The sequence below is a fragment of the Ralstonia psammae genome (genome assembly GCF_958405935.1).
GTDB lineage: Bacteria > Pseudomonadota > Gammaproteobacteria > Burkholderiales > Burkholderiaceae > Ralstonia > Ralstonia psammae.
Genome location: NZ_CATZBU010000001.1, coordinates 491,952 through 510,136 on the forward strand (window position 1 = coordinate 491,952; position 18,185 = coordinate 510,136).

General features: G+C 64.6%; 20 protein-coding genes. 13 read left to right on the forward strand and 7 right to left on the reverse strand.

The features are described 5' to 3' along the window. Positions 1-84 precede the first annotated feature (84 nt). A complete protein-coding gene (locus tag R2N16_RS02385; RefSeq protein ID WP_316663978.1) occupies positions 85-597 on the forward strand; it encodes a DUF1269 domain-containing protein in 513 nt (170 codons plus the stop codon). Between the two features lie 216 nt (positions 598-813). Then, entirely contained in the window at positions 814-2,346 is a 1,533-nt protein-coding gene (locus tag R2N16_RS02390) for a YifB family Mg chelatase-like AAA ATPase (protein WP_316663979.1), read from the forward strand. 63 nt (positions 2,347-2,409) lie between these two features. Here R2N16_RS02390 and R2N16_RS02395 read toward each other — a convergent pair whose 3' ends face one another. Beyond that, a complete protein-coding gene (locus R2N16_RS02395) occupies positions 2,410-3,051 on the reverse strand; it encodes a LysE family transporter (RefSeq protein WP_316663980.1) in 642 nt (213 codons plus the stop codon). A gap of 95 nt (positions 3,052-3,146) precedes the next feature. Then, on the reverse strand, positions 3,147-3,716 hold the full coding sequence (locus tag R2N16_RS02400; RefSeq protein WP_316663982.1) for a hypothetical protein: 570 nt from the start codon (positions 3,714-3,716) through the stop codon (positions 3,147-3,149). An 86-nt stretch (positions 3,717-3,802) separates the two neighbouring features. On the opposite strand from R2N16_RS02400, the gene R2N16_RS02405 reads away from it, so the two are divergent. From R2N16_RS02405 to R2N16_RS02415, 3 genes are all read left to right on the forward strand, one after another. Beyond that, positions 3,803-4,318 (forward strand): O-acetyl-ADP-ribose deacetylase, encoded by a 516-nt coding sequence (locus R2N16_RS02405; RefSeq protein WP_316663984.1) that lies wholly within the window; start codon positions 3,803-3,805, stop codon positions 4,316-4,318. A gap of 103 nt (positions 4,319-4,421) precedes the next feature. Beyond that, positions 4,422-4,982, forward strand: a complete 561-nt coding sequence (locus R2N16_RS02410; RefSeq protein WP_316663985.1) for a TlpA disulfide reductase family protein — start codon at positions 4,422-4,424, stop codon at positions 4,980-4,982. Between the two features lie 140 nt (positions 4,983-5,122). Next, complete coding sequence (locus tag R2N16_RS02415) at positions 5,123-5,860, forward strand: DUF2278 family protein (protein ID WP_316663987.1); 738 nt, start codon at positions 5,123-5,125, stop codon at positions 5,858-5,860. 54 nt (positions 5,861-5,914) lie between these two features. Here the strand turns inward: R2N16_RS02415 and R2N16_RS02420 are convergent, their stop codons facing one another. From R2N16_RS02420 to R2N16_RS02430, 3 genes are all read right to left on the reverse strand, one after another. Next, positions 5,915-7,231, reverse strand: a complete 1,317-nt coding sequence (locus R2N16_RS02420; protein ID WP_316663990.1) for a sigma-54-dependent transcriptional regulator — start codon at positions 7,229-7,231, stop codon at positions 5,915-5,917. A 25-nt stretch (positions 7,232-7,256) separates the two neighbouring features. Then, positions 7,257-9,275, reverse strand: a complete 2,019-nt coding sequence (locus R2N16_RS02425; RefSeq protein WP_316663992.1) for a sensor histidine kinase — start codon at positions 9,273-9,275, stop codon at positions 7,257-7,259. Positions 9,276-9,375: 100 nt separating this feature from the next. Next, positions 9,376-10,665, reverse strand: coding sequence for a dicarboxylate/amino acid:cation symporter (locus R2N16_RS02430; RefSeq protein ID WP_316663993.1), 1,290 nt, complete (start codon positions 10,663-10,665; stop codon positions 9,376-9,378). A 452-nt stretch (positions 10,666-11,117) separates the two neighbouring features. Here R2N16_RS02430 and R2N16_RS02435 point away from each other — a divergent pair, with 452 nt between their 5' ends. From R2N16_RS02435 to R2N16_RS02450, 4 genes are all read left to right on the forward strand, one after another. Continuing rightward, positions 11,118-11,447, forward strand: a complete 330-nt coding sequence (locus R2N16_RS02435; protein ID WP_316663994.1) for a (2Fe-2S) ferredoxin domain-containing protein — start codon at positions 11,118-11,120, stop codon at positions 11,445-11,447. A 28-nt stretch (positions 11,448-11,475) separates the two neighbouring features. Then, on the forward strand, positions 11,476-12,123 hold the full coding sequence (locus R2N16_RS02440; protein ID WP_316663995.1) for an alpha/beta hydrolase: 648 nt from the start codon (positions 11,476-11,478) through the stop codon (positions 12,121-12,123). Positions 12,124-12,214: 91 nt separating this feature from the next. Beyond that, the gene (locus R2N16_RS02445) at positions 12,215-13,417 is read left to right on the forward strand and encodes a D-alanyl-D-alanine carboxypeptidase family protein (RefSeq protein ID WP_316663996.1); all 1,203 of its coding nucleotides are present in this window, start codon (positions 12,215-12,217) and stop codon (positions 13,415-13,417) included. 20 nt (positions 13,418-13,437) lie between these two features. Beyond that, positions 13,438-13,737 (forward strand): YbeD family protein, encoded by a 300-nt coding sequence (locus R2N16_RS02450; RefSeq protein ID WP_316663997.1) that lies wholly within the window; start codon positions 13,438-13,440, stop codon positions 13,735-13,737. Between the two features lie 89 nt (positions 13,738-13,826). Here R2N16_RS02450 and R2N16_RS02455 read toward each other — a convergent pair whose 3' ends face one another. Beyond that, positions 13,827-14,789: a transcriptional regulator GcvA gene (locus R2N16_RS02455; protein ID WP_316663998.1), complete on the reverse strand. Its 963-nt coding sequence runs from the start codon at positions 14,787-14,789 to the stop codon at positions 13,827-13,829. A gap of 140 nt (positions 14,790-14,929) precedes the next feature. Here R2N16_RS02455 and R2N16_RS02460 point away from each other — a divergent pair, with 140 nt between their 5' ends. From R2N16_RS02460 to lipA, 3 genes are all read left to right on the forward strand, one after another. Beyond that, positions 14,930-15,289 (forward strand): DUF2917 domain-containing protein, encoded by a 360-nt coding sequence (locus R2N16_RS02460; protein ID WP_316663999.1) that lies wholly within the window; start codon positions 14,930-14,932, stop codon positions 15,287-15,289. Positions 15,290-15,451: 162 nt separating this feature from the next. Then, the gene (gene lipB, locus R2N16_RS02465) at positions 15,452-16,153 is read left to right on the forward strand and encodes a lipoyl(octanoyl) transferase LipB (RefSeq protein ID WP_316664000.1); all 702 of its coding nucleotides are present in this window, start codon (positions 15,452-15,454) and stop codon (positions 16,151-16,153) included. 42 nt (positions 16,154-16,195) lie between these two features. Further along, positions 16,196-17,197 carry a lipoyl synthase gene (gene lipA, locus R2N16_RS02470; RefSeq protein ID WP_316664001.1) on the forward strand — a complete coding sequence of 334 codons (1,002 nt, stop codon included), beginning with the start codon at positions 16,196-16,198 and terminating at the stop codon, positions 17,195-17,197. 82 nt (positions 17,198-17,279) lie between these two features. Here the strand turns inward: lipA and R2N16_RS02475 are convergent, their stop codons facing one another. Beyond that, positions 17,280-17,741 (reverse strand): hypothetical protein, encoded by a 462-nt coding sequence (locus R2N16_RS02475; protein ID WP_316664002.1) that lies wholly within the window; start codon positions 17,739-17,741, stop codon positions 17,280-17,282. A gap of 198 nt (positions 17,742-17,939) precedes the next feature. Between R2N16_RS02475 and R2N16_RS02480 the strand changes: the two genes are divergently transcribed. After that, positions 17,940-18,074 carry a hypothetical protein gene (locus tag R2N16_RS02480; RefSeq protein WP_316664003.1) on the forward strand — a complete coding sequence of 45 codons (135 nt, stop codon included), beginning with the start codon at positions 17,940-17,942 and terminating at the stop codon, positions 18,072-18,074. Positions 18,075-18,185: the final 111 nt, after the last annotated feature.

Below are 18,185 nucleotides of genomic sequence, written 5' to 3' on the forward strand. Positions count from 1 at the left end.
ATCGATGCGCCGCCTTGTTGCGGCTGGCGAACTGATCTAGAACGTCCTTAAGACGCACGCGCAGCCGCGCTTGAGGAGAAGATCATGCAGCATCGCCTCTACTTCCTAATGCCGGATGTCGCCAGCGCCCGGCGCGTGATGAACGACCTCCTGCTGGCGCGCATTACCGAGCGCCACATCCACTTCGTCTCCAAGCCCGGTATCGATCTCACCGGCCTGCACGAAGCCAACATCCTTCAGACTTCCGACATCGTCCACGCCACCCAGAACGGGCTGGTGATCGGCGGTGGCGCGGGTGTGCTCGCGGGCATCGTGGCGGCCATCTTCCCGGTGATCGGCGAAGGTCCGCAGTGGGGCATGGTCGGCATTACCACCGTGGTTGGTGCGCTGTTTGGCGCGTGGGCCTCGAGCATGATCGGCAGCTCGGTGCCGAACAGCCGCCTGAAACCGTTCCGGCAGGCAGTGGAGGATGGGCAGATCCTGCTGATGGTCGATGTGCCGCGCTCGCGCGTGAAAGAGGTGCGCGCGCTGCTGCAGAAGACGCACCCCGAAGGCCACTTCAGTGGCGAAGACACGGCCATGCCGGCCTTCCCCTGAGTTGATCTGCCGACAACGAAGCCGGAGCCCAGTGCTCCGGTTTTTTTTTTGCCCGCTTCTCATGTCGGCGACGATCGTCAAATTTGGATGCCGGTGAACATGATGGCGCAACGCCGCTGGCACAGTGGAGGGTTCCGCAACCGCCGCACACCGTCACGCCATGAACCGATGCCACGCCCTCCGCCTCGCTAGCGAGTTCTCTCGGAGGGCCGCGCGATGAGCCTTGCTGTGCTGCGCTCGCGCGCGCTCTCGGGCATCGATGCCCCGGCCGTCTCGGTGGAGGTCCATCTGGCGAATGGCCTGCCATCGTTCACCATCGTCGGCCTGCCGGACACCGAGGTGAAGGAGAGCAAGGATCGCGTACGCGCGGCGATCCAAAACAGCCGCTTCGAGTTTCCGGCGCGGCGCATCACCGTCAACCTGGCGCCCGCGGATCTCCCGAAAGAATCCGGCCGGTTCGACTTGGCAATCGCGCTGGGAATTCTCGCCGCGAGCCGGCAGATTCCGCACACACATCTGGACGCGCACGAGTTTGCGGGCGAGCTGTCACTCTCCGGTGATCTGCGGCCGATTCGCGGTGCGCTGGCGATGGCGTATGCGCTGTCGCGCAACCCCGTCCCGGCCGATGGCGATGCGCTGCTCGCCCGCGCCTTCGTGCTGCCCGCCGAGAACGCCGCCGAAGCTGCGCTCGTGAGCGGCACCAAGGTCCTGCCTGCGCGCACGCTCATCGAGGTGTGCGACCACCTGAGCGCGCCGGATCGCAAGCTTGCGCCTGCGCTGCCTGCGCCGGTCGATGCCGATATCCGCTATCCCGACTTGGCTGACGTGCGTGGGCAGCCGCAAGCGCGGCGCGCGCTGGAAGTGGCCGCCGCCGGCGGGCATTCAATGCTGATGATCGGGCCGCCCGGCACCGGCAAGTCGATGCTCGCGCAACGCTTTCCCGGCTTGCTGCCGGACATGAGCGATGACGAAGCACTCTCCGCCGCCGCCGTGATGAGCCTGACCACGCGCGGCTTCGACGCACGGCGCTGGAAGGTGCGGCCGTTCCGTTCGCCACACCACACGGCATCTGCTGTGGCGATGGTGGGCGGGGGCAACACGCCAAGGCCCGGCGAAATCTCGCTGGCGCATCAGGGGGTGCTCTTCCTTGACGAACTTCCAGAGTTCGAGCGCCGCGTGCTCGAAGTCCTGCGTGAGCCACTGGAGACTGGCCACATCACGATCTCACGCGCCGCGCATCAGACAGACTTCCCTGCCAGCTTCCAGCTGATTGCCGCAATGAACCCGTGTCCATGCGGCTATCGCGGACATCCGTTGCGGGCGTGCCGCTGCACACCGGATCAGGTGGAGCGTTACCAGGCGCGCATTTCCGGACCGCTGCTCGATCGCATCGACGTGCAGATCGAAGTGCCGACGCCTTCACAAGAAGAGCTGCTCGACGGGCCGCCGGGCGAACCGACGCTCAACGTGGCCGAGCGTGTCTCTGCCGCGCACGCGCGACAACTCGCACGGCAAGGCAAACGCAACGCCTTGCTGGGCGGTCATGAAATCGATCTGCATTGCAGCCGCACCGATGCAGCCGATGGCCTGCTGCGCCACGCGATGACGCGTTTTTCGTGGTCCGCCCGCGCTTATGCTCGCGTGCTCAAGCTCGCCCGCACGATCGCCGACCTGGCGGGCGACGAACAGATCGACGCGGTGCATGTGGGCGAGGCAATTCAGTATCGGCGTGGGGTGAAGGCAGATTAGTCCTCTTCCACGCCCTGCGCCTTCAATCCACTTGGCGAGCAGCCCTGCTGAGCGCGCTGAAGCTCAGGCAGTCTGCCGCTTCACGAAGAACAGGGCCGCGCCGATGCTCATCAGCATGCCGCCGAAGAAGCGGCTCTGCCAACGCAGTGCGCGCGGATTGCGGAACAGGCGCTGCGCCCGCGAGGCCAGCAGCGCATAACCGTGCATGACGATCAAGTCGACGAACACCATCGTCGCCGCCAGGATGCCGAGCTGCGAAAGCAGTGGCTTGGCCGGATCGATGAACTGCGGTAGCACGGCCACCATGAACAGGATGCCCTTCGGGTTCGTCAGGTTGGTCAGCAACCCAACCAGGAAGCGGCGGCGCGCACCACTGCCCGACACCCTAACGGGCTCGCCCTCAGCCGGCTTGGCGATCTGGATGGGCGTGCGCCATTGCACGATGCCCAGATAGATCAGATACATCGCACCGATGATCTTGATGGCCGTGAAGGCGTGCTCCGATGCAATCAGCAGCGCGCCCAGCCCCGCACCGGCAATGAACAGGATCACGACAATGCCCAGCTCCAGCCCTGCAATCGTGACCGACGTGCGGCGCACACCATGCGTCAGGCCGTGGCTCATGCACAGGATGGCGCCCGACCCCGGCGAAATAGCGATCACCCAGGCCGCCAGAAAGAAGGCTAGCCAGACTTGCAACGTCATGATGGTTCCCCGTGATGTGGTGAGTTGTGTTGCGGAAATGCGGAATACGACGATTGTGCACCGGCAGCGGCCAGTGCGCTCGGGCCTGCTTGGGCCTAGTACGGGTGGAAGCTGGCGAGGAACTGGTCGACCTGCTCCTGCTGGCGCGCATCGCGTGCGGCATCGCCCGATTCCAGCACAACGGCCTGGTAGGCGCGCTTGCCCGTGGCGACCACGCGGGCGGTCAGCCGGCGCGGCGCGGGATCGTCTCCGCCGGCACCCTGGGCAATCAATTCCACCGCCGGTAATGACAAAGGCGGCTGGGCGGCGGTCTGCACGGCGATGTCGCGCTCGGTCACGCTGCCCTTCAAGTTGGCGGACAACCCATTGCGCAGCGCCTCCACCGCGCGCTGACGCCAGACCGGATCGTCCGCGGGCAGTTCCACCACACCGATGGCGAACAGCGTGCCGTCGACGCTGGCGGCCTGCATCGTCATCGGCATGCGCCGGCCGTTGATGGCGATGGGACGCGCTTCTGCGGTGGGCTTGGCGGGGTAATCCACGGCGTAGGCGCCCTCGTTGGAATGGACCGTGCGCCAGTCGTACTTGGGCGAGCAGGCCATCAGCAGCGCACACGCCACCGTGCCTAACCCTACCCGCCAGCCTGCCGTTGCTGTGACTGTCACGTCGCCTCCCGTCGTTTTTCGATCCGTTTCTGAGCCGCCTATTATCGGACACAGAGGCCCGCCCTCCGCTCGACAAGGACCGCGCCATGCCAACCCCGCCCGTTACCCTCCGTGCCCTGCGTGCCGACATCACGACGCTCGACTGCGATGCCATCGTCAACGCGGCAAACAGCTCGTTGCTTGGTGGCGGCGGCGTGGACGGCGCCATCCACCGTGCCGCCGGGCCAGAACTGCTCGAGGCGTGCCGTGCACTCCATGGCTGCCGCACCGGCGAAGCCAAGCTCACGCCGGGCTTTGACCTGCGTGCCCGCTACGTCATCCACACCGTCGGGCCGATCTGGCGCGGCGGCCGGCAGGACGAGGCGGCGTTGCTGGCCGCGTGCTACCGCAACAGCTTGGCACTGGCGGGCAAGCACGACGTACGCAGCATCGCATTTCCGTGCATCAGCACCGGCGTGTACGGCTTCCCGCCGCAGTTGGCCGCACCGATTGCCATACGTGCCGCGCGAGAGCATGGCGCCGGTCTGGACGTGATCACTTTTTGCTGCTTCTCGACGGCCGACCTGGCCTTGTATGAAGCCGCCCTCGCCAGCGGAAAGTGACGCACAGGGCGCTCCGTGGACGGATTGTCGCGGCCGACATGCGGCGCTGGCACGGCGGGCCTACAATAGGCGTTTGATTCCCACGACCGGACCCGTTGCCGACATGGCCTCGACCCTGACTTCCTCCGCAGCCCCAGCATCTGCCGCCGCCACGTCCGGCGGTCGCCGCTGGCTGCTGCCCGTGATCGTGCTGGTGCTGGCTGTGGCCGGCTGGTTCGGCTGGCGTGCGTTCTCGCCGTCGCAGCAGGTCCCCGCGGCCACCTTCACACTGCTGAATGGGCAAAAGCTCTCGACGCAGGACCTGAAGGGCAAGGTCTATCTCGTCAACTTCTGGGCCACGAGCTGCGCCACCTGCATCAAGGAAATGCCCAACATGGTCCAGACGTACAACAAGTACAAAGGCGAAGGTCTGGAGTACGTGGCCGTGGCGATGAGCTACGACGCGCCGATGTACGTGATGAACTTCAGCCAGACGCGCCAGTTGCCCTTCAAGGTGGCAATGGACGCCGACGGCTCCGCCGCAAAGGCCTTCGGCGACGTGCAGCTCACGCCCACCACCTTCCTGGTCGACCGCGACGGCCGCATCCTCAAGCGCTACGTGGGCGAACCGGAATGGTCGTCGTTCGACGCGTTGCTCAAGCAGACGCTGGGCAAGCAGGCCTAAGTAGTCGGCGCGCCCCAATTCAAGCGAAACGCCCGGTCGATGCCGGGCGTTTTTGTTTCCGGGCGACACAGGTTCCACACTAGGTTCATGCGGGCCTGTTGCAATGGCAGTCCGTCAATGGCTGGAGCGATGGAGTGCGCATGGCTAATCACTACTGCATGTTCAAGGGCAAGCTGAAATTCGGCGTGCCTTATCTGGAGGGCTACAACGGCAATCCGCATTACGCGATCGTGGTGGAAGCGCCGGATGGCGCGGAGTTCGTGGTGCTCGCCAACGTGAAATCCGACTCGAGCATGCCGGGCGCGGGTGCCGCCGGTTATCACGTGCTGTATCAGTGGACGACCGATCTGCAGTTGCCGATCACCACCGATCTGGCCGCGCTGGCACCGGGCCTGCACGAGAGCGGTTTCCCGCGTCTGGACTACGTGCGCGACGCGGGGCTGGTCGACTTCCCGAACATGCGGCCGATCGCGCTGGATACCGAGACCGAACGCAACGACATCAACGCGCTCGTTGACGACATGCTCAACCTCGACCGCACCGCCACGCCGATCGACTACGTCTACCACGGCAGTTCCGGCGACGACGACCGCAAAGGCTGGCCGCCGCGCACCGATGTGACGGTCTACGGATTCGGCTTCCTGTTCGAGCCGCAGCACAGCGGCCTGCACGAAACGCACATGAACCAGGGCAACCCGGTTGTGCGTACGCAAGGTGCGAAGGACCATTCGCGCGAGAACGGCACACGGCAGGACGGTGCGGTCATCGTGGAAATCGACGGCAAGTTCCAGGCGCTGCTGATCGCTTTTCAGACACAGCGGATTCCGACAGACGATCGTGGATATCCCGTGGCGGATGCGCATCCCATCCTCGGCTGAGCGAAAAAAACGCCCGGTGGAATGCCGGGCGCTGTTGCCTGCAGACGTGCTACGTCAGAGGCCGTAACGCTTGATCTTGTCATACAGCGTCGCCCGGCCGACCTGCAGAATGTCCGCCGCCTGGTGGACCGAGCCGCCCGTGCGCGCCAGTGTTTCGGCAATCACCGTGCGCTCGTAGCGTTCGACGCGCTCCTTGAGCGGCATGCCGTCTTCCGACGCATCCGGCACGACCGGCGTGCGGCCGACGCCAAGCACAAGACGATCGGCCGCATTACGCAGCTCGCGCACGTTGCCGGGCCAGTTCGATTGCATCAGCTCGTGGCGCTGGCGTTCGGCCAGCATCGGCAGCGGGCGCTGATAGCGCACGGCGGCTTCAAGCAGGAAGTGTTCGAACAGCGGGATGATGTCTTCGCGGCGTTCACGCAGCGGCGGCAGGTCGATGGCGACAACGTTCAGGCGGTAGTACAGATCGCGCCGGAAACCGCCCGCCTCAATCAGCGCTTCCATATCGCCCTTGGCGGCCGCAACAATGCGCACGTCGATACGCACCGAAGCGTTCGAGCCCAGCCGCTCCAGCGCGCCCTCCTGCAGCACACGCAGCAGCTTGACCTGCAGCGCGATCGGCATGCTCTCGATCTCGTCAAGGAACAGCGTGCCGCCCGAAGCATGCTCGAGCTTGCCGATGCGCCGCTTGCCCGCGCCGGTGAACGCGCCCGCTTCGTGGCCGAACATCTCGCTCTCGAAAATCTGTTCGGGCACGGCACCGCAGTTCAGCGCGATGAACGATTTGTCGTGGCGCGGCGAGAGCATGTGCAAACTGCGCGCGACCAGCTCCTTGCCCGTGCCGGTTTCCCCGTTGATGAGCACCGGCGCATCGGTGGTCGCGACGTTTTCGATCAGCGCGCGCACGGCCCCCATCGCAGGCGAGCGCCCGATGATGCGCGTGCCTGCCGCCGGCCCGGCCAGTTCACGGCGCAGCGCACGGTTTTCCAGCTCCAGCGCACGGCGCTCGACGGCGCGGCGTACGGTTTCGGTCAGGCGTTCGGCGGGAAATGGCTTCTCGATGAAGTCGAACGCGCCTTCGCGCATCGCCTGCACGGCCATGGTGATGTCGCCGTGGCCGGTGACGAGCACCACGGGGATCCCCGTGCCGAACGACTGGCAATGCGCGAGCACATCCAGGCCACTTGCGCCGGGCAAGCGCAGGTCGCTCACGACCACGCCGGGAAAGTTCGCGTCGATCTTGCCAACGGCTTCTTCGGCGCTGCCGAACGCCTGCACGTTGAAGCCGGCCAGTTCCAGGCTCTGCGCGGTGGCCTGGCGCACAGGCGGGTCGTCTTCGATGAAGAGAACGTTCAAGCCTTCGGACATGGTTCGTGTCTGTGTAGAAAACGGATCAGGTGGGCGCCGCGGAGGTGACCTCGGCGCGTACCAATGTCAGCGTAAATTGCGCTCCTCCGCCCGGCATGTTCACGGCCGACAGCGAGCCACCAAAGTCGCGCGCGATGCTGGTGGAGATCGCCAGGCCAAGACCCAGCCCCTGGCCAATCTCCTTGGTGGTGAAGAACGGCTCGAACAGGTGCGGCATGGCGTCGGGCGCAATGCCGGGGCCGTTGTCGCGCACGGCGATGTTCAGTTGATTCGATTGCGACGGGGCCCCCTCGGCGGGGCCGATATGGATGTCGATGCGTCCGGCGCGTGCGGGTTCATTGGCATGGATCGCATCAAGCGCGTTGCCGACCAGATTGATCAGCACTTGCTCCAGCTTCAGCTCATCCGCGCGAACGATGGCCTCTGCCTCGGGGATGCGCCAATGCAGTTCGAGCCGCACGTCGCCCAGGCGCGGGCGCAGCAGCGCGAGCGTATGGTCGAGCGCCACGCGCACCTGCACATCCACCACCTTGCGCCGCGAGCGGCCCGCGAACAGCTTGAGTTGCGCAGTGATCTTGCCCATGCGCTCGGTCAGGTCGGCAATCGCCTGCAGATTGTCTGTGGCGGCGCCGTGCTGGCCGCGTTCGAGCAAGATGCGCGTGTTGTCGGAAAAGGTGCGCAGCGCGGCCAGCGGCTGGTTGAGTTCGTGCGTGATGCCGGCGGCCATCTGGCCCAGCGCGGCGAGCTTGCTGGCCTGCACGAGCTCGTCCTGCGTGGCGCGCAGTTCGGCCTCGGCGCGCGTGCGGTCGACGATTTCGTGCTGCAGTTGTTCGTTGGTGGCCATCAGGTCGGCCGTGCGGTCTTCGACGCGACGTTCGAGCTGGTCATACGCGGCTTCGAGCAGGCGGCGGCTACGCAGCATCTCCATCATGCGCAGGCGGCGCTGGCGCCAGTAGAAGAGCAGCAGGCACGCAAACGCAAAGGCAAATGCCGCCGCCACGGTGGCGCTACGCGCGGCGCTCATCACCGGATCCACCGGCGTGAGGTACATCAGCGTCCAGTCGGGCTCGACCAGGTCACGTGAAACCTGCAGGTAGCGCGTGGCGTTTGTGCGCTCGCCAACGCGGATCAGTTCGGCCCCCTCCGGCAATCGTCCGGTCAATCGCAGGAAGGCCGGCGTCTCGGGCTGCAGCGGCAGTGGCGTGATCTGCTTGCGGTAATACTGGCGCGTCGCCTCCAACTGCGCCTGCAGCCTGGGCGTGAGCGGCTCCACCGTGCGGTACTGCCACCCCGGCACGGACGACAGGAAGATCACGCCGTTTTCGTCGGCCACCATCACGGGTTCCGACGCATCGTGGCTGGCGCGACCGAACCATTCGAGGTTGAGCTTGACGACCGTCACGCCGATCACGCGGCCGTCCTGCATGACCGGCTGCGAGATGTAATAGCCCGGCTCTTCGCGCGTGATACCAATGCCGTAAAAGCGCCCCACGTGGCCTTCCGCTGCCTGCTGGAAATATGGCCGGAACAGATATTCGGCACCGACGAAGCTGTCGGGCTGGTTGTAGTTGGATGCGGCCAGCGCCTTGCCGCTCGGGGCAATCACATAGGTGGCGGTGGCGTGCGCCCGATCATTGACTTCCCGCAGATAGCGGTTTGCGCGGTCGACGTTGCCAGGCGTCGGATTGGCGAGCAGATCGTGGATGAACGGATGCAGCGCCACCAGCGCTGGCAGGTATTCGTAGCGGTCGAGCGTGCTCTTGAGGTTGGCGGCATAGCGATCGACCCGCCCTCCGGCGGCCTGCTGGGCCTGCGTGAGGCCCCGGTTCCACGCCACCACGAAGGTGGTCGCACACACCATGGCCATCACCACCACGAGCCCGAGCGCCACCAGCCACCAGAACCCGCGTCGCGAGCCGGAGGCACTGGTCAAGGAGAAATCGGGATCGGACATCGGCTGGAGGTCGGCGGCAGAGGGTGTTGCCGTGCCTTCCAACGCCGTGCCTGCGGTCGGCATGTCGCCGAGGTGCTTCACGAGGTGCATCCCAAAAAAGAAGCGGGGCCGTCTGGAAGGACTGGCCCCGCAATCATACGCTTAGCGCTTTCAAGCGCTGGCGCCCGCAGGCGCCAGCAGAATCGATCGCTCAAACTGCCGGGGTGACCGGCACGCCCTCATCGCTACGGTCGCCCGAGAGCACGCGCGTCAGCTTGGTGCGATCCAGTTCACGTTCCCAGGCCGAGATCACCACGCAGGCCACGCCATTGCCGGTGATGTTGGTCAGGGCACGGCATTCGCTCATGAAGCGGTCGATACCGAGAATCAGCACCATGCCTGCCACCGGAATGTCCGGCACCACGGCCAGCGTTGCCGCCAGCGTGATGAAGCCCGCACCGGTGATGCCCGATGCACCCTTCGACGTCAGCATGGCGACGGCCAGGATGGTCAATTGCTGCGTCCAGGTCAGCTCGATGTTCAGCGCCTGCGAGATGAAGATCACCGCCATCGTCATGTAGATGTTGGTGCCGTCCAGGTTGAACGAGTAACCGGTCGGAACCACCAGGCCCACCACCGATTTCGAGCAACCCAGCTTCTCCATCTTTTCCATCAGGTGCGGCAGCGCCGATTCCGACGAGCTGGTACCCAGCACGATCAGCAGCTCTTCCTTGATGTACGCGACAAAGCGGAAGATGTTGAAACCCGTCAGCTTGGCAATGATGCCCAGCACCACCACCACGAAGATGATGGCCGTCAGGTAGAACGTACCGACGAGCTTGAGCAGCGGCACCAGGGAGATCACGCCGTACTTGCCGATGGTGAAGGCCATCGCGCCAAACGCGCCGAGCGGGGCCACGCGCGTGATGACGTGCACGATGCGGAAGAACACGTGCGAGATCTGGTCGATGAAGTCCGTCACCATCTGCGCGCGGTCGCCCATGGCGGAGAGCGCACCGCCAAACAGCAGCGCGATCAGCAGGATCTGCAGGATGTCGCCCTTGGCAAACGCGTCGACCACCGTGCTCGGGATGATGTTGAGCAGGAAGTCGACCGTGCTGGCCGAGTGCGCCTTGGCAGCGTACTGGGCAACGGCCTTGGCGTCGATGGTGTTCACATCAACGTTGAAGCCCGCGCCCGGGTTGAAGATGTGGCCCGCGGCCAGGCCAATCACCAGCGCGAAGGTCGAGACAACTTCAAAGTAGATCAGCGCCTTGCCGCCCACGCGGCCCACCTTCTTCATGTCGCGCATGCCGGCAATGCCGGAGACGACGGTACAGAAGATGATCGGCCCGATCACCATCTTGATCAGTTGGATGAAGCCATCGCCCAGCGGCTTCATCTTCACGGCGAGTTCGGGCGAGTAATGGCCCAGCAGAACGCCAATGACGATGGCCGCCAGCACCTGCACGTACAGGATTTTGTAGAACGGTTTTTTCATGTCTTCCTCGAGTGTCACAGACCGGCCGTGCGCTCGACTGCTCGCCCGGTCCGACCCGCCCTGGTGTGGTCTCTCTCCTGCCTCGATACGCTGATGTTGCCGGCGCTTCCCGCAGCAGGTCGCTCTTTATCGCAAGGGCTATGCCAACGTTAATTTCCAGCACTGGCGGCCCGCCAGCCCTTGTACCAGCTTGGTGTGACTACGATGGCACCCGCTCCAGCCGTCGTCAATCCCGGAATCCGCGCACGCGAGGTGTCCAGACATCCGGAAAACGTGTTGCGACGCAGCAGCGCTGCCGTGGTGTCGCGCCCGCATCCTGGGGGAAGGGGGACATCCGGGCCGTATAATGCCGGCTCGTTACGCAAATCCACAGGTGCGTGCGACGCCAGGAAGCCATTCGCGTCCTGCCGCGCATGCCGTCACGCAGCCCTCCCAGCCCTCTCGGTCAGCCCATGAGCAGCCACTACCAGCACCACGTTTTCTTCTGCCTGAACGAACGCGAGGACGGCTCGCGCTGCTGTGCCGATTTTGGCGCCAAGGCCATGCAGGAATACGCCAAGAAGCGCTGCAAGGAACTGGGCATCAACGGCGAAGGCCGCGTGCGCATCAACAAGGCAGGCTGCCTGGACCGCTGCGAACTCGGTCCGGTCATGGTGGTCTACCCCGAGGCCGTCTGGTACACCTTTGTCGACAAGGAAGACATCGACGAGATCATCCAGGGCCATCTGATTGAAGGCAAACCGGTCGAACGGCTGATGATCGACCGCCCCGCCAACGCGTGAGCCAGCGCTTTACTGCATCTGCTTTTCCATGAACGTTCATACCGAAGAACGCCTGATTCCCGGCCCCGTCGGGCAGATCGACCTGTCGATCGACCAGCCGGACAGCGCCCCGCGCGGCCTGGCGCTGATCGGCCATCCGCATCCGCTGTTCGGCGGCACCAAGGACAACAAGGTCGCGCAGACGTTGGCACGCACCTTCGTCGGCCTGGGCTATGTGACGGTGCGCCTGAACTTTCGCGGCGTAGGCAAGACCGAAGGCACGCACGACAACGGCATCGGCGAGCAGGACGACATGCTGGCCGTGCTCGACTGGATGCGTACGCAGGTCGAATGGTCCGCCGACGTGGCCACGCTGCCGCTGGCGCTGGGCGGGTTCTCGTTCGGCAGCTTTGTCGTGTCGCAGGTGGCGCGCCGCCTGACCGAAGCCGGCACGCCCGCCGAGCGCCTGGCGCTGGTCGGCACCGCCACCTCGCGCTGGGATGTCGCGCCGGTACCGGCCGACACCATCATCATCCACGGCGAACAGGATGACACCGTGCCGCTCATCGACGTGCTCAACTGGGCACGGCCGCAGGAGCTGCCCGTGATCGTCATCCCGGGCGCCGATCATTTCTTCCACCGGAAGCTGCACCTGATCAGGCAGCTCATTACCGGCGCCTGGGCGCCACAGCCGTAACACTCACCCGTTGATTTTCCGGACGCCGCGCCTCCCCCCTTTTTTCTGGCAGGCGGCGTCATTGAACTCCAAGCAGACCGCAGGACCCGACATGCAGACCCGCTTCGCCCATTTCACGCCCATCACCTTCCATTCCGCCGCTGCAACCGCTGTGACGGCCGCCGTGCTGGTCACTGCGCTGCCCGCCATGGCGCAGCCGGTGCCCGCCCCGCAAGTCGCGGCCCGCTCCTGGATGCTGACCGACGTGACGAGCGGCCAGGTGCTTGGCGGCGCAAACATGGACGAACGCATCGAGCCCGCCTCGCTCACCAAGCTGATGACGGCCTACCTGGTCTTCGAGGCCGTACGCGACGGCAAGCTCAAGTACGACCAGATGATCACGCCCTCCGAGACCGTGCGCTCCGTCAAGACCGACGAATCGCGCATGTTCCTGCAAGCCGGCAAGCCCGCCTCGGTGCGCGAGATGACGCAAGGCCTGATCATCCAGTCGGGCAACGATGCAGCCCTGGTGCTGGCCGAAGCCGTGGCCGGCACGGAGACGAACTTCGTGATGCTGATGAACCGCGAAGCCGAACGCCTGGGCATGAAGAACACGCATTTCGCGAATGCCGCGGGGCTGCCAGATCCGAATCACTACTCGACCGCACGCGATCTTTCGATCCTGACTTCGGCGCTCATCAAGGATTTCCCGCAGGACTACAAGTTCTACTCGCAGAAGGATTTCACCTATAACAACATCAAGCAGCCCAACCGCAACCGCCTGCTGTGGCTTGACCCGACCGTCGACGGCGGCAAGACGGGCCACACCAAGTCGGCCGGCTACTGCCTCGTCACATCGGCCAACCGTCCGCTGCCGGATGTGCCGGGCGCGAACCGTCGCCTGCTGTCGGTCATCATCGGCACAAAGAGCGACGCTATCCGCACGCAAGAAAGCCTGAAAGTCCTGAACTACGGCTATCAGTTCTTCGATACGGTGCGCCTGTACCAGGCCAAGGAAGCGCTGCAGACGCCTGACGTGTACAAGGGCCAGGCCAAGAGCGTGAAGCTGGGCGTGCAGGAAGACAAGTGGATCACCGTGCCCAAGGGCGCAGGCGCGCGCCTGAAGCCTGTGCTTGAACGCAAGGACCCGCTGATCGCCCCGATCGCGCAAGGCCAGCAACTGGGTACGGTCAAGGTGATGGACGGTTCGACCGTGGTGTCGGAGTTCCCGGTGGTGGCGCTCGAAGCGGTGCCGGAAGCCGGCTTCGTCGGCCGCACGATCGACGCGGTCAAGCTGTGGTTTAAAAAGAAGTAATCGCCCCCATTTGCTTCGACATGACCTCCTCTCACACTCCCCCGCCGGGCCACATTCCGCCCGAACAGTCGCTCATTGAGTACCCGAGCGATTTCCCCATCAAGGTGATGGGGCCGATGCATGACGATTTTGCCGCGACCATTGTCGAGGTGGTCCGCCTGCACGATCCGGAGTTCCACGAAGGGCGCCTGGAAAAACGCCCCTCTTCCGGCGGCAACTACCTGGGCCTGACGGTGATCGTGCGTGCGACAAGCCGCGAACAGCTCGACGCGCTTTACCAGGCGCTGACAAACCATCCGATGGTGAAAATCGTGCTGTAACGCACCTCTGCGCCTGCAAGCAGAACGCCAATGCCCCGGTCATGCCGGGGCATTTTGCTGTGTGGGCAAGTTCTGTCGATGTCCGGGACTCAGCCCTTGGACACGTGCCCCAGGCAGACCGCGTTGTCGTTCATCAGCCCTGCCAGCTTGAGCTTGAACGCAGCTATCTCCGGCAGCAGCCAGGTGCGGAACGCCTGCATCTTCGGCGTTTGCAGCGCGCTATGCGGGCACACGAAGTAGTAGTTCCACGGGCACGGGATCGTCGTCTCGAACAGGCGCACCACGCGACCTGTCAGGAGGTCGTTGAAGGCCAGCGTCGGGCGGATCAGCGCAATACCCTGCCCCGCTGCCGCCGCCTGCAACAGCAGTGACGAATCCTGGAACATCAACCCGCCGCGCGGCTCCACAAACCCCGGCATGCCCGCCGCCTCAAACCACGGCGCCCAGTCCTCGCCCTCGCTGCGCAGCAGGGTCATGGTGGCCATCTCGGCCACCGTGCGCGGCAGGCGCCCGCCATTGAACGACGGACTGCAGATCGGGAAGAACACGTCGTCGAGCAGCTTTTCCACGTACAGACCCGGATAGTTGCCCGATCCCATGCGCAGCGCCACGTCCATCTCTTCACGCGCGAAGTCGACCAGCGCGGGGCTGGAGAACAGCTCCACCTCCAACTCGGGATGGCGCTCGATGAAGGTGCCGATATGCGGCGTCAGCCAGCGTGCCGCAAACGACGGCATCGTGCTGATGGCCAGGCGGTTGTCGCGATTGCCGGCGCGCAGTTGGTGCGTGGCCTGGGCGATCTGGTCGAGCGCCTCGCGCACCCGGTCGGCATAGGTGCGGCCCGCATGCGTGAGTACAACCCGCTTGCCGCGCCGCTCGAACAGCGGCACGCCCAGTTCCTCTTCCAGTGTGCGCATCTGATGGCTGACCGCGCCGTGCGTCACAAACAACTCCGTTGCCGCACGCGAAAAACTCTCATAGCGGGCTGCCGCCTCGAATACCCGCAGCGCGCCAAGTGAAGGCAAACGCATCGGTTCGCGGATTTCCGTCATTGTTCCCTCCGGATTTTCGTAGCGCCTTATGTGAGCAGCACTATCAAGAACACCAATATATATCGTTTGGTACAAGGCAACCAAGCGCCTAGACTTCCTTCAACGGCGAGGCCCATCCCACTGCCGTGAAGGAGCCGATCATGAAAGCTGTACTAACAAAAATTGTATTCACTCTGCAGCCCGGCGAAGTGGTGGCATTGCGCATGCCGGCCAACCAGAATCTGCGCGTCGAAGAAGCCTACGGGCGCGACGTGTGGATCACGCACGAGAACAAAGCCGGCGACGAATGGCTGCACGCGGGCGGCAGCGTTGCCGTGAAGCGCGGCGAAGAAATCGTCGTCTCGGTGGACCCGAAAGCCCTTGGCCCGGTCGCATTGGCCGTGGAAGCCACCGACGGCCATATGCCGCGCCAGCCGTGGCACGTCACGAACGGCTGGCGCCATACGCTCGCGGCGCTGGGCTGGAACGAGCACGCCGATACGCCCGTCGTGGCCGCCTGAGCCCGCAACCTGTTTCAAGCCTCCTTTTGCGGCATCGGCCGCAAAAGCCGATGCCGGCGCCGATGCCTCCCATCGCGCCGGCATCTTTTTTGGCCCGACCCTGCAAGCGAAGCGGGCAAAGCCGCAGGGCGCCATCGACAGCCCTGCGCTACACTCGCGAGCATGATTCCGATTGACATCGTCGAACGCGGCCTGCAGGACTACGCCGCCTGCTTCGACGAAATGCAGACATTCACCGCCAACCGCAACAAACCCGGCGGCCCCGATACCCCCGACACGATCTGGCTGGTCGAACACCCGCCGGTGTTCACGCTCGGCCTGGCGGGCGATCCGGCGCATCTGTTGGCTCCCGGCAACATCCCCTTGGTGAAGGTCGACCGTGGCGGGCAGATCACTTACCACGGCCCCGGCCAAGTCGTCGCTTACCTTTTGCTGGATTTGCGCCGCCGCGGGCTGTTCGTGAAGGCGCTGGTCGACGCCATCGAGGCAGCCGTCATCGAGACGCTCGCCACGTATAATGTCGCCTCCGAACGCAAGGCTGGCGCCCCCGGCATCTACCTGTCGAGCGGGCCACATGCGGGCGCCAAGATCGCCGCGCTGGGGCTGAAGATCCGCAACGGCTGCAGCTACCACGGCGTGAGCCTGAACCTGGCGATGGACCTGTCGCCTTTCACGCAGATCAACCCGTGTGGCTATGCCGGCCTGGAAACCGTTGATATGGTGACCGCCGGCGCCCGTGATGCGTCCGGACGCGCAGTCGATGCAAACGACTGGCGACCCGTTTCCCGCGACCTGGCCGATGCGCTGGTCGCCCAATTGCAGCAACGCGCGCAAGCGCACCCCGCCGAGGCTGCTACTGCATAGCACCCGGAAATGCACGAGGCACAAGCCCGTGCGGAGAACACGATGACCGATTCCGCCGCCGGCGCCACCGATGTCGCCACCCCTGCCACCCCGTCGAACAAACCGTACGACGCCACGGCCAAGCAGAAGTCGCTCGACAAGACCGCACGCATCCCCATCAAGATCGTGCCGGCCGAGAAGCTCAAGAAGCCGGATTGGATTCGCGTACGTGCCGCCACCGGCAACTCGCGCTTCTACGAGATCAAGGACATCCTGCGCGCCAACAACCTCGTGACGGTGTGCGAAGAGGCGAGCTGCCCGAACATCGGCGAGTGCTTCGGCAAGGGCACGGCCACGTTCATGATCATGGGCGACAAGTGCACGCGCCGCTGCCCGTTCTGCGACGTCGGGCATGGCCGCCCGGACCCGCTCGACGTCAACGAGCCGGAAAATCTGGCCAAGACCATCGCCGAACTCAAGCTCAACTATGTCGTCATCACCAGCGTCGACCGCGACGACCTGCGTGACGGCGGCGCCCAGCATTACGTCGATTGCATCTCGCGCACGCGCGCCCTGTCACCGGCCACACGCATCGAAGTGCTGGTGCCGGACTTCCGTGGCCGCCTGGAGAAGGCGCTGGACATCCTGCAGGAATGCCCGCCGGACGTGATGAACCACAACCTCGAAACGGTGCCGCGCCTGTATAAGCAGGCCCGCCCGGGTGCGGACTACGCGCACTCGCTCAAGCTGCTGAAGGACTTCAAGGCCCGCAACCCGAACGTGCCGACCAAGTCCGGCCTGATGGTCGGCCTGGGTGAGACGGATGAGGAAATCCTGGAAGTCATGCGCGACATGCGCGAGCACGATATCGACATGTTGACCATCGGCCAGTATCTGGCGCCGTCGGGCCACCATCTGCCGGTGCTGCGCTACGTGCACCCGGACACCTTCAAGATGTTCGAAGAGAAGGCGTACGAGATGGGCTTCACGCACGCGGCCGTGGGCGCCATGGTGCGCAGCTCGTACCACGCCGATCAGCAGGCGCACGAAGCCGGCGTGGTCTGATCACAAAGCAGAAACACTGCACAAACAAAAAGGGCCTTGGGGTTGAACCCAAGGCCCTTTTGCTTTGGTACGGCTCGAACGATCAGGCGTTCGAAGCGGCGTCCTTCGGATACGAGACATCGCCGTTCCACGACAGATAACCGTAGGTGTCGGCTTGGCGATCGGCACCCTGCGTGTAGACGTCGTACTTGGCGGTAGCGCCGTCGGTGTACGGATCGGCCTTGGCGATTGCCCCGTCCGTGTATGGGTCAGCCTTGCCGACGGCACCTTGGGTGTACGGGTCGAAGCGGTCGTTCTTCCACGACAGATAGCCGTAGGTATCGGCTTGGCGATCCGCGCCCTGGGTATAGACGTCGTACTTGGCGGCAGCCCCCTGGGTGTACGGGTCAGCCTTGGCGACAGCGCCTTGCGTGTACGGATCGGCGCCGCCTTGCACGGCAGCGGCGGCCGGCTGGGCGGCCAGCAGAGCGGCGGAAGCGGAAACCGTGGCCACCAGGGCCAGCAGGGCGTTACGGGAGAAAGCGGTTGCGAGACGGGTGTTCATGATGGGGCTCCTGATGTGTCTGGATATTCGGTTGCGCTCAGTTCGTTGCGCTTGAGATCAGAATAGATCGTTGCCTCTGATAGATAAATGACACATAAAAGAAAAGACTGTTCTTTTAATCTCAACAATTGGTCGATGCAACGACATTGGTGCTGCGGCCCCTGGATCACATCGTCACGACGGGAAGCCGGCGGTCGGGTGCGAACGCCCGAAGACACACTGGACGAAGCCACCAGCAAGGTGCACTTGCGCTACGCCATCACCGCGTTTGGCCGTCAGCGTATGGCCGACACCGGCCTGCTCGACATCGAACCGAAGGAGACCACGCAATGACGCAGCATTGGGGCTATCCATTTGCCGACGTGCTGGCGATCGTGATGATCGTCGGGCTGAGCGTCGAAAAAAAAACGGCCCGCCGGCAGACCACGCCGGCGGGCCGTCTTT

Excerpts from the sequence above, each read along its gene's own strand:
- R2N16_RS02385 (WP_316663978.1), top strand. The coding sequence starts at position 85 with ATGCAGCATCGCCTCTACTTCCTAATGCCGGATGTCGCCAGCGCCCGG.
- R2N16_RS02390 (WP_316663979.1), top strand. The coding sequence starts at position 814 with ATGAGCCTTGCTGTGCTGCGCTCGCGCGCGCTCTCGGGCATCGATGCC.
- R2N16_RS02395 (WP_316663980.1), bottom strand. The coding sequence starts at position 3,051 with ATGACGTTGCAAGTCTGGCTAGCCTTCTTTCTGGCGGCCTGGGTGATC.
- R2N16_RS02405 (WP_316663984.1), top strand. The coding sequence starts at position 3,803 with ATGCCAACCCCGCCCGTTACCCTCCGTGCCCTGCGTGCCGACATCACG.
- R2N16_RS02410 (WP_316663985.1), top strand. The coding sequence starts at position 4,422 with ATGGCCTCGACCCTGACTTCCTCCGCAGCCCCAGCATCTGCCGCCGCC.
- R2N16_RS02415 (WP_316663987.1), top strand. The coding sequence starts at position 5,123 with ATGGCTAATCACTACTGCATGTTCAAGGGCAAGCTGAAATTCGGCGTG.
- R2N16_RS02420 (WP_316663990.1), bottom strand. The coding sequence starts at position 7,231 with ATGTCCGAAGGCTTGAACGTTCTCTTCATCGAAGACGACCCGCCTGTG.
- R2N16_RS02425 (WP_316663992.1), bottom strand. The coding sequence starts at position 9,275 with ATGCACCTCGTGAAGCACCTCGGCGACATGCCGACCGCAGGCACGGCG.
- R2N16_RS02430 (WP_316663993.1), bottom strand. The coding sequence starts at position 10,665 with ATGAAAAAACCGTTCTACAAAATCCTGTACGTGCAGGTGCTGGCGGCC.
- R2N16_RS02435 (WP_316663994.1), top strand. The coding sequence starts at position 11,118 with ATGAGCAGCCACTACCAGCACCACGTTTTCTTCTGCCTGAACGAACGC.
- R2N16_RS02440 (WP_316663995.1), top strand. The coding sequence starts at position 11,476 with ATGAACGTTCATACCGAAGAACGCCTGATTCCCGGCCCCGTCGGGCAG.
- R2N16_RS02445 (WP_316663996.1), top strand. The coding sequence starts at position 12,215 with ATGCAGACCCGCTTCGCCCATTTCACGCCCATCACCTTCCATTCCGCC.
- R2N16_RS02450 (WP_316663997.1), top strand. The coding sequence starts at position 13,438 with ATGACCTCCTCTCACACTCCCCCGCCGGGCCACATTCCGCCCGAACAG.
- R2N16_RS02455 (WP_316663998.1), bottom strand. The coding sequence starts at position 14,789 with ATGACGGAAATCCGCGAACCGATGCGTTTGCCTTCACTTGGCGCGCTG.
- R2N16_RS02460 (WP_316663999.1), top strand. The coding sequence starts at position 14,930 with ATGAAAGCTGTACTAACAAAAATTGTATTCACTCTGCAGCCCGGCGAA.
- lipB (WP_316664000.1), top strand. The coding sequence starts at position 15,452 with ATGATTCCGATTGACATCGTCGAACGCGGCCTGCAGGACTACGCCGCC.
- lipA (WP_316664001.1), top strand. The coding sequence starts at position 16,196 with ATGACCGATTCCGCCGCCGGCGCCACCGATGTCGCCACCCCTGCCACC.
- R2N16_RS02475 (WP_316664002.1), bottom strand. The coding sequence starts at position 17,741 with ATGAACACCCGTCTCGCAACCGCTTTCTCCCGTAACGCCCTGCTGGCC.